This is a genomic window from Parvibaculum sp. (genome assembly GCF_040882025.1).
Taxonomy (GTDB): Bacteria; Pseudomonadota; Alphaproteobacteria; order Parvibaculales; family Parvibaculaceae; genus Parvibaculum.
Map to the genome: position 1 here is coordinate 2,051 of NZ_JBBECC010000133.1, position 2,772 is coordinate 4,822.

The window sequence follows — 2,772 nt, forward strand, 5'->3', positions numbered from 1 at the left end:
TAGCCGTTCGAGGGATGGCAGTTCGGGAACTGCTTCTTGATGCGCGCGACGAGATCGGGGGCGGACGGCGCGCCGCCATAGCCGATCGACTCGACGGTCGAGGTATCGCGCGTGGCGAAGTCCGGCGACTCGAGCACCTGCCAGACCATCGCGGGCACGCCGCCGAAGGCGGTGACCCCCTCGCGCTCGATAAGCTCAAGCGCGTGTTCCGGATTCCACTTGTGCATGATGACGAGCTTGCCGCCGCTCGCATAGGTCCCGACGAGGATCGAGTGGCAGCCCGTCACGTGGAAAAGCGGCACCGAGAGCAGCATCACGCGGGGCGGCGCCGCCGGATCGGGTGCGGGCGGGATTTCGCCGCGGCGCATGAAGGCGCGCGCACCGCCCAGCATTGCATTCATCAGGTTGGTGCAGATGTTGCGCTGCGACCCCAGCGCGCCTTTCGGCTTGCCGGTCGTGCCCGAGGTATAAAAGATCGTCGCGTCGTCGTCGGGATGCATGCCGGGATCGGGCAGCGCGTCGGCCGGCAGCGCCGCATAGCCGTCCGGCGTTGCGACCAACGTTTCGAACGCTTCCGCCACGCCCAGCTCGTCGGCCGGCGTGCGCACCGCGACGAGGCCGTCGAGCCCCAGCGCCTTCAGATGCGGACGAATGCGGTCGAGGCGTTCGTGATCGACGATGAGGACTTTCGAGCCTGAATCCGAAACGCCATATTCCAGTTCGGGGCCCGTGCCCCAGGCGTTCAACGGCACGATGACGCCGCCGATGGCGGCAACCGCCCAGAAGACGACCGACCATTCGGGGAAATTGCGCATGATGAGCGCGACGCGGTCGCCCTTCTTCACGCCGTACTTCTCCGTCAGCACGCGGCCGAAGGCGGTGGCGGCCCGGTAGTGGTTTTCGTAGGAGAGGCGTTCGTTCTCATAGATGATGAATTCGCGTTCGCCCCAGGCACGACCGAGATCGAGGATGGCGCGCAAGCTCGGCGGCGTGTTCTTGTAGGCGCGAATCCTGTTGCCGCGAATGTCGACCGTTTCCATTTCGAACGGCGAACCCGGCGCGGTCAGGAAGGCGTGTGCTTCCTCGATGGTCATGGCGGGCCATTTGGCGGCGCTGTCGGCCATAGTCTTCCTCCCTCAAGCGCGGCAACGCGCCTAGCTGTGTTTTTGTTGGCCTAGAGATACCCGGTTTGAAGGCGGATTTGAAGGCGCGGCATATGGGGCCGGTTTCAAAGGCCGAATTTCTTCAGAAGAGCCGTTTCCTCGGCGATGCAGGCGGCAAAGGCCGGCCGGGCGAGGATCGCCTTCAGATAGCGGCTCAGATTGGGAAAGGCCGCGGCGTCGGGCGCGAAGCCCGCATGGGCGTAGTTGACGAAATGCGTCGCCACCGAAATGTCGGCAATACTGAAAGCCCCTCCACATAGAAAGTCGCGCGTGCCGATTTCCTTTTCGAGCCAGGCGAAGTTCACCGGCAGCTTTTCCGCGTTGGTTTTTTCGGCCGCCGCCTTGTCGGGCTCCCTGCCCATCAGGCGATTGACGACCATCGGGCGGAAGACACCCATGCCGATGCTGCCGGCGAGATCGGAATCCGCATATTCCTCGTACCAGAGCGCCTTGCCGCAGGCGAAGGCCTCGGCCGGATAGAGCGTGGGCGCGGGGAACTTGCGCTCAAGATAGCCGCAGATCGCCGAGCTGTCGGGCAGCGTCGCGTCCGCGCCGACGCTGTCGTCGCGCAACACCGGGATACGCTTCAGCGGCGAGATTTCGGCGAACCAGTCCGGCGGCGGGAAGATGTTGACCTGCTCCAGTGTGTAGTCCTGACCCTTTTCAGCCAGGAACACGCGGACCTTGCGAACAAAGGGCGAAAGGCTTGCGCCGTAAACGGTCAAAGTCATGGGGGTTTCCTTCCGTCCGGCCCGCCATGCAGCGGGCATATCATGGTTCCGGGGTGCGTGAGTGGCGGCAGCAAACACCGCCACGACAGCCGGCGCAAGGCCGGTGCAGGCAGATTCCGTTAACCTTCGCGTGGCAGAATGAGGGAAGGCGCATTTCCGCCAGGAGGAGGCCCGTGTCCTCATTCATCTCAGAAGAGATCGCGCGATCGCCCGATGAGAAGGCGACCGTCACCCTGCTCGACGCGCCGGTGCTTCCGGAGCTGCGCCATCTTCTTGCCTATTGGGAGTCGAAACGCGGCACGCGCGCATATCCGGACCGGGCGGATATCCGACCGGAGGAATTCCGGCGGCTGCTGCCCCATATCGGCATCGTCGAGGTGCTCGATGGCGGCGCCGATTTCCGGTTCCGCCTGTTCGGCGAGGAACTTTTCAAGATAACGGGCTTCGACAGAAAGGGCGAAAAATTTTCGGAAATGAAGGCGGCGCCCGACTCGAAGCTCACGGACGAGGTGATGCGGACGCGCTGGTCCGAGACGATGCGCGCGGTGCTGCAACTCGGCGGCCCGCTCTCGCTGAAGACGCCGGTGGCCCGAACCGAAGGCGAGGGGCCTCTCGAGATGCACGTCCTCCTGCTGCCGGTCACAACCGGTGGCGAGGAGATCGGGCAGATTCTGGGCGCGATCTTCGTCGTGCCGAGAGAAGAATGAAGGATGGTACAGCCGCCCCGGATCGAACGGGGGACCTCTAGATCCACAATCTAGCGCTCTAACCAGCTGAGCTACGGCTGCACAATCAAGCGGAGGCGCCCCAAAAAGGCCGCCCGCGATTGGCCGGGAACTTAATTCGCCGCCACGCCGATGACAAGGGCCGAGAAAGGC

3 protein-coding genes and 1 tRNA gene are annotated in these 2,772 nt (G+C 64.1%); 1 reads left to right on the forward strand and 3 read right to left on the reverse strand.

Annotated elements, in window-relative coordinates; all coding sequences use genetic code 11:
• Positions 1 to 1,124, reverse strand: a 1,124-nt coding sequence (locus WEB61_RS09650) for an AMP-binding protein (RefSeq protein ID WP_368064128.1), incomplete at its 3' end; no start/stop codon positions are given.
• Between the two features lie 104 nt (positions 1,125 to 1,228).
• On the reverse strand, positions 1,229 to 1,894 hold the full coding sequence (locus WEB61_RS09655; protein WP_368064129.1) for a glutathione S-transferase family protein: 666 nt from the start codon (positions 1,892 to 1,894) through the stop codon (positions 1,229 to 1,231).
• 173 nt (positions 1,895 to 2,067) lie between these two features.
• Between WEB61_RS09655 and WEB61_RS09660 the strand changes: the two genes are divergently transcribed.
• Complete coding sequence (locus WEB61_RS09660) at positions 2,068 to 2,601, forward strand: PAS domain-containing protein (protein ID WP_368064130.1); 534 nt, start codon at positions 2,068 to 2,070, stop codon at positions 2,599 to 2,601.
• Positions 2,602 to 2,605: 4 nt separating this feature from the next.
• Here WEB61_RS09660 and WEB61_RS09665 read toward each other — a convergent pair.
• Positions 2,606 to 2,682: transfer RNA gene (locus tag WEB61_RS09665), tRNA-His, on the reverse strand.
• Between the last annotated feature and the right edge of the window lie 90 nt (positions 2,683 to 2,772).

Excerpts from the sequence above, each read along its gene's own strand:
- WEB61_RS09655 (WP_368064129.1), bottom strand. The coding sequence starts at position 1,894 with ATGACTTTGACCGTTTACGGCGCAAGCCTTTCGCCCTTTGTTCGCAAG.